We start from the raw sequence: 6,325 nt of genomic DNA on the forward strand, positions 1-6,325 counted from the left end.
GGCTTGCACGGCTCGGCCGGGGTCGAGCCGTGCGGCGTCCCGCACGAGGTGGTCACCGCCGACGGCGCCCGCCCGGACCCGGCCCGGGTCGGCTCAGGCCCGCACACCCTTGCGCCACGAGGAGAAGGACCGCACCGAGGCGCGCCGCGGACGCACCAGCCACGGCCAGGGGTGCACCTCCGCCGGCCCCAGCGCCGCGGCCCGGCGCGCCCATCCGGGCACCGGCGCGTGGGTCGTCGCGAGCGAGCGACCGGCCAGCTCCTCGACCACGTCGCCCCGGCGTACGTCGAGACCGCGGCCCGCGCCGAGCTCGCCCAGGGTCTCGGCGAGGAAGACCAGCCGCTTGCCCGAGAGCCGCAGACCGCGCAGCAGCGGCTCGTCGAAGACGAACACCGCGGGCCGCTCGGGGTCGGCCGCCAGCGCGGGGTCGGTGTCGCCGAGGGACTCCGCGGTGAGCCAGACCTCCTCGGCCCCACCGCCCTCGACCGACTCGGGGCCGGCCGGGATGTCGCCGGGACCGAGGTCGGGGGCGCCGGGCCCCTCGACCCGCGCGCCGGTGGAGGCCTCGGGCCAGTCCTGTACGGGGCAGGCGGCCTTCAGGGGGCACGAGCGGCAGAGCTGCGGCGCGCGCTTCTCGACCTGCCAGCGGCTGAAGCCGTAGGGCTTGCCGCTGCCCGTGCCGGTGGTCCACTGCCAGCCCAGCCGGTTCGCGGCGCGCGAGCCGTCGAGCAGGTGGGCGAACATCGCGTCCTCGCCGTCGCGCCAGGCCGCACCCTCGCGCACGGCCCACTGGGAGGCCAGCCACATGCGGGTCTGGTTGACCAGCCACCCGTCGTCGTGGAGCTCGCCGACCACGGCGTCCATGCACGCCATCTCCCGCGGCCATGGGTCGCGGCCGTCGGCGGGTCGGGGTCCGGCGGGCTGCTCGTGGCGCAGCGGACGGCCCAGGGCGGGCCCGACACGGGCGTGGAGGTGGCGGGCGTACTCCTGCCACAGCAGCTCGTCGCGGTACTTGCGGCGGTCGCGCTCGGGGGCGTCGCCGACCGCCGACCACACCGCGGGCAGCGGGGTGAGCCCGTGGCGGATGTAGGGCGACATCCGGCTCGCACCACGGCGCCCCACGGGCAGCACCGTGCTGCGGTTGCGGGCGTAGCCGGTGACGTCGAGGGCCGCGAGCGCGGCGTCGGCGGCGCCCTGCCCGCCGGTGAGCGCTCCGGCGCGCACCCCGTCGGGGCCCTCGAGGGTCAGGTCGCCCAGGTGGGCCGCGACCCACGCGACGACGTCGTCGCGGGTCGCGCCGTCGGCGAGGGACGGGGGCGGCGGGAGGCTGGGCACCACCTCAGCATCGCCCGCGCCACCGACACTCGGGTCACCCTCGTGGCTCCGGTCGGCCCGGGGCGGCTCGTGCGGGGCGGCTCGTGCGGGGCGGCTCGCGCGGGGCGGGTCGTGCGGGGCGGGTCGTGCGGGGCGGCTCGTGCGGGGCGGGTCGTGCGGGGCGGGTCGATGGTCGGGTCGGGTCGGGTGGGGCGAGCGTCATGCGAGAGGTGGATGCGCATCCACTTGTCGCATGACGTCCCGCAGCGGGCGACGGTGCGGGCGGGCGGCGGGCGGCGGGCGGCGGGTCGGCGGGGGGGCGGCTCGGGCCCCCAGCGACGAACGTCATGCGCACCGTGGATGCGCATCCACCCTCCGCATGACGTCCCGCAGCGGGCGGCTGGGCGGGCCGGCCGGCGGCGGACCGACGGGTCGGGTCCCGGCGGCGGACGTCATGCGCACCGTGGATACGCATCCACCCTCCGCATGACGTCCCGCGGCGGGGGCGGGGTCGGGCGACGGAGTGGTCAGGCGAAGGTCTGGACGAGGGTGCGGTCGCCGGTGTCGACGTCGGCGAGGGCGCCGTTGACGAGCGGGAGGAAGGGCTGCACGTGGCCGATCTCCACGTCGAGGACGACCGGGAGGTCGAGCATGCCGAGGGCGTCCTTGACCGCCTCGGCCTGGGTCAGGTGCTCGGCGGCGGGGGCGGAGGTGCGCCCGACGAGGATGCCGGTGGCGTGGTCGAACCACCCGGCCAGGCGCAGGCCGTGCAGCGCGCGGGCGACGTCGTAGGCGCCGTGCTCGGCGGCCTCGACGTAGACGACGAGGCCGTCGTCGGCGTGGGCCTCGCCGAAGCCGCGCACGTCGGCGTACGCCGTGCCCGCCAGTGGGCTCAGCACCTCCAGGCAGCCACCGACCAGGCGTCCGGAGAAGGAGGCCTCTCCCCCGCCCAGCAGCGACCAGCCGCCCTCGTCGGGCAGCGTCATGCGGTCGACGCCGGGCTCGGCGACGTAGTCGTCCCAGCCGTCGGCGCGGTAGCGGCCCGGGCTGGTCTGGGTGAGGGGGCCGGTGGCGGAGGCGACGTCGACCCAGTGCAGCAGGCCGTCGGGGGCGGCGTAGGGGGTGTCCATGAGGTTCCAGCCGTGCAGGGTGGCCCAGCCCAGCCGGGTGGTGAGCGGCAGCAGCACGGTGTCGAGGTCGCTCCACCCGACCACCCAGGTGGGCTCGGCGCGCTCGACGGCGGCCCAGTCGAGCTCCTCGAGCAGGTCGACGGCCAGCTCGCCGCCCCAGGGCGGCACGACGGCGCGGATCGCGGGGTCGGTGAGCATCGCGCCGAGCTCGGCCGCGCGCCTGGCGCGCGGGGCGGAGGTGACCGACGAGCCGTCGAGGCAGTCGCCGAGCACCACCTCGAAGCCGCGCTCGCGCAGCGTGGCCACGGCGGCGTCGAGGCGCGGGCGCAGCGGGCCCGCCACCCCCGAGGAGGGAGCGGTCACGCCGATCGTGTCGCCGGGCTGCAGGGGCGTGGGGTAGCGCATGTCCTCACCCTGCCACGCGGCCCGACGAGCGCCCTGCGGGCGGCCCGACGAGCGCCCTGCGGGCGGGGCTGGGCGGCGCGTGCACCCCGGACGTCATGCGCCACGAGGAGGCGACTCCACCCTCCGCATGACGTCCCGCACAGCACCCGGCAGGCCGGCAGGCCGGCGGCGACCTCAGCCGAGCAGCCCCCCGAGCACGTCGCGCACCTGCTCGAGACCGGCCCGGACCTCGGCGTACGACGTCGACAGCGGCGACAGCCCCAGGCGCAGGCCGCCGGGGTCGCGGTAGTCGGGGATGACGTCGCGGCGCCACAGCTCGGTGGTGACCTCGCGCATCCGCTCGTGCACCAGGGTGACGTGGCCGCCGCGCAGGGCGGGGTCGCGCGGGCTGGCCACGCCCACGCCGAGCGGCGCGAGCAGGTCGTCGGCCAGGTCGAGGGCGTAGTCGGTGAGCCCCACCGACTTCTCGCGCACCGCGGCGATGCCGACCCGGTCGAGCAGCTCGAGCATGTCGCGCACCGGCTGCATGCCGACCACCGGCGGCGTGCCCGACAGCATCCGGCGGATGCCCTCGGCCGGGCGGTAGGTCGGGCCCATGAGGAAGGGGTCGTGCGCACCGATCCAGCCCTGCAGCGGCTGCTCGATCTCGGCGAGCAGCCGCTCGGCGACGTAGACGAAGGCCGGCGACCCGGGGCCGCCGTTGAGGTACTTGTAGGTGCAGCCCACCGCGAGGTCGGCGTCCCAGCCGTCGAGCTCCACCGGCACCGAGCCCACCGAGTGGCTGAGGTCCCAGAGCACCAGCGCGCCCGCGTCGTGCGCGAGACGGGTCAGCGTCGCGCCGTCGGCGAGGTACGCCGAGCGGTAGGCCACGTGGCTGAGCACGACGAGCGCCGTACGCTCCCCCACGGCGTCGGCCAGCAGCTCCTCGCTCACCCCGAGCGCGGTGTCGACCTCGACCCAGCGCAGGGTCAGCCCGCACTCGCGGGCCACGCCCTCGGCGAGGTAGCGGTCGGTGGGGAAGTTGTCGCGGTCGACCACGATCTCGTCGCGGCCCGGACGCAGCGCCACCGCGGCGCGCATCGCCTTGTAGAGCAGCACGGTCGTGGAGTCGCCGATGGTGGTCTGGCCCGCGGCGGCGCCCAGGCAGGTGCGGGCGATGTCGTCGCCGACGCGCTGCGGCAGGTCGAACCAGTCCTCGTCCCAGCCGCGGATCAGCCGCCCGCCCCACTCGTGGTCGACGAAGCCGGCGAGGCGGGCGCCGGTGACGGCGAGGGGGCGGCCCAGGGAGTTGCCGTCGAGGTAGACCAGCGGGCTGCTCGCGCCGACGAAGCGGTCGCGGTGGGGGGCCAGCGGGTCGGCGGCGTCGCGGGGGGCGGGGTCGAGGTCGCTCACGGCGCATGTCTACACGCGCGCCCGCCCCGGGCCCGCCACCGGCCCGGCGCGCCCGGCTAGGTTCGGGGTCGTGGAGATCCGCGAGCTGACCCCCGACGACTGGGAGGGCGAGGCCGCCCTGGCCGAGGAGGCCTTCGGCGCCCCGCCGGCCGGCAGCCCGCCCCGCACGCGCCCCGCCGAGCCGCCGCCGGGTCGCCACGGCTGGGGCGCTCTCGACGGTGGCCGGCTCGTGGCCAAGGTGGTCGCGCTCGAGCAGGCGTCGTGGTGGGGCGGGGTCGAGCTCGCCACCTGCGGCATCGCGGGCGTGGCCGTCGCCGCGGAGCACCGCGCCGGCGGGCTGCTCGCCGCGGTGATGGCCCCGCTCCTCGCGCAGGCCGCTGGGCGCGGCGAGGTCCTCTCGACGCTCTACCCCACCGCCCCCGGCATCTACCGCTCGCTGGGCTGGGAGCTGGTCGCCGCCCTCGACCGGGTCACCCTGCCGACCGCCTCGCTGTCGCGCGTGCGCCCGCCCACCGGCGTCACCACGCGGCGCGCCGAGGTGGGCGACGTGCGCGCGGTGCAGGGGCTGTACGCCGCCTGGGCCGCGGCGCAGAACGGTCCGCTGACCCGCACCGGCCCGCGCTTCGACCGGCCCGACGCCGAGCTCCACGCCGACCGCGGCGCGACCACCCTGGCCGTCGACGCCACGGGGCGGGTGGTCGGCTACGCGAGCTGGTCGCGCCACGGCGGCTACGGCCCCAACGGCGTGCTCGAGGTGCACGACCTCCTCGCCGTCAGCGCCGACGGCTACCGCGCGCTGTGGCAGGTGCTGGCCAGCTCCACCTCCGTCGCCCCCACCCTCGCCCTGCGCACCTCCGGCGCCGACCCCGCGCGGCTCCTCCTGCCCGGCGTCACCTGGTCACCCGACCCCGCCGCCCACCACCCCTACATGCTGCGGGTGCACGACGTCGCCGGCGCCCTCACCGCTCGACGTCTCGCCCTCCCCGCGGGTCCCGGCCCGCGGGGCGGGGCCGGGGGCGCGTCCGGGGCCGGGTCCGGGGGCGGGGTCGGGGTCGGGGTCGGGTCCGGGGGCGGGACTGCCGGGCCAGGTGTCGCGATCGACCTCGCCGTGGCCGGCGACCGGCTCGGCGCCGACGGTCGCTACCGGCTCACGCTCGGCGACGGGCCAGGCCGCTGCGAGCGGCTGGCCACCGGTGGGGTCGCGGTCGGTGCGCCGGGCGGGGTCGACGTACCGACCCTCACGCCGCAGGGACTGGCCCTCCTCTTCGCGGGCGCGCAGACCTGCGCCAACCTGCGCATGCTCGACCACCTCACCGGGCCCGACCACCACGACGCCCTGCTCGACCTGCTACTCGCGGGCCGCCCGCTGCACGTGCGCGACTACTTCTGAGCCGCCCGGTCGGTCCGGTGCGCAACGGCGCAATCGCGCTGGTTCAGCAACTCACGCGCCCCACCCCCGGCACCAGCCGCGCACACCCCTCACCCGACCGGCGGCGCCACCACGCAATTGCGCCGGTTCAGCAACCCACGCGACCCACCCCCGGCACCAGCCGCGCAAACCGCCCACCCGACCGGCCGCACCACCACGCAATTGCGCCGGTTCAGCAACCCACGCGACCCACCACCGGCACCAGCCGCGCACACCCCTCACCCCACCCCCCGCACCACCACGCAATTGCGCCGGTTCAGCAACCCACGCGACCGACGGCGACCGCGGGTCAGGGCCGGCGCCGCAGCGCCCGACCCACCGCCAGCCCGACGGCCACGCCGAGCAGGGTCTCCACGGCGCGGTCGAGCAGCAGCGTGCCGACGGGCACCGGGCTGGCCAGGTGCACCATCAGCAGCGCCAGCGGCGTGATGGCGACCAGCGCGAGGGCGTAGTTGCGCCCGACGAGCAGCTCCGCGCCGACCTGCAGCGCGACCACCACGAGCACGAGGCCCAGCCCCTCGAGGTCGAGGCCGAGCAGGGCCGCGGCGACCAGCAGACCGACGCCTGTGCCGAGGAGGCGGGCAGGCGGCGCAGGCCCTCCAGGCTCCAGGCGACGACCTGCGCGAGCGCGGTGGCCAGGGCCAGCCACAGCAGC

General features: G+C 77.5%; 5 protein-coding genes. 1 reads left to right on the forward strand and 4 read right to left on the reverse strand.

Annotation, left to right across the window (positions count from 1 at the left end; all coding sequences use genetic code 11):
* Positions 1-93: 93 nt before the first annotated feature.
* The 3 genes from LPA27_RS16905 to LPA27_RS16915 all read right to left on the reverse strand — a co-directional run bounded on the left by LPA27_RS16905 (position 94) and on the right by LPA27_RS16915 (position 4,241).
* Positions 94-1,335 (reverse strand): FAD-binding domain-containing protein, encoded by a 1,242-nt coding sequence (locus LPA27_RS16905; RefSeq protein ID WP_228943183.1) that lies wholly within the window; start codon positions 1,333-1,335, stop codon positions 94-96.
* Positions 1,336-1,841: 506 nt separating this feature from the next.
* The gene (locus LPA27_RS16910; protein WP_228943184.1) at positions 1,842-2,849 is read right to left on the reverse strand and encodes a S66 family peptidase; all 1,008 of its coding nucleotides are present in this window, start codon (positions 2,847-2,849) and stop codon (positions 1,842-1,844) included.
* A gap of 174 nt (positions 2,850-3,023) precedes the next feature.
* Positions 3,024-4,241, reverse strand: a complete 1,218-nt coding sequence (locus tag LPA27_RS16915; RefSeq protein ID WP_228943185.1) for a kynureninase — start codon at positions 4,239-4,241, stop codon at positions 3,024-3,026.
* 70 nt (positions 4,242-4,311) lie between these two features.
* On the opposite strand from LPA27_RS16915, the gene LPA27_RS16920 reads away from it, so the two are divergent.
* Positions 4,312-5,631 (forward strand): GNAT family N-acetyltransferase, encoded by a 1,320-nt coding sequence (locus LPA27_RS16920; protein WP_228943186.1) that lies wholly within the window; start codon positions 4,312-4,314, stop codon positions 5,629-5,631.
* Between the two features lie 328 nt (positions 5,632-5,959).
* Here LPA27_RS16920 and LPA27_RS16925 read toward each other — a convergent pair.
* The coding region (locus LPA27_RS16925; protein WP_228943187.1) for an FUSC family protein at positions 5,960-6,325 on the reverse strand (366 nt) is incomplete at its 5' end.

Source organism: Nocardioides sp. Leaf374, from assembly GCF_916862475.1.
Classification (GTDB): domain Bacteria; phylum Actinomycetota; class Actinomycetes; order Propionibacteriales; family Nocardioidaceae; genus Nocardioides; species Nocardioides kribbensis.

What these genes read in the sequence shown, in the direction of transcription:
- LPA27_RS16910 (WP_228943184.1), bottom strand. Translation starts at nt 2,849, where the DNA reads ATGCGCTACCCCACGCCCCTGCAGCCCGGCGACACGATCGGCGTGACC.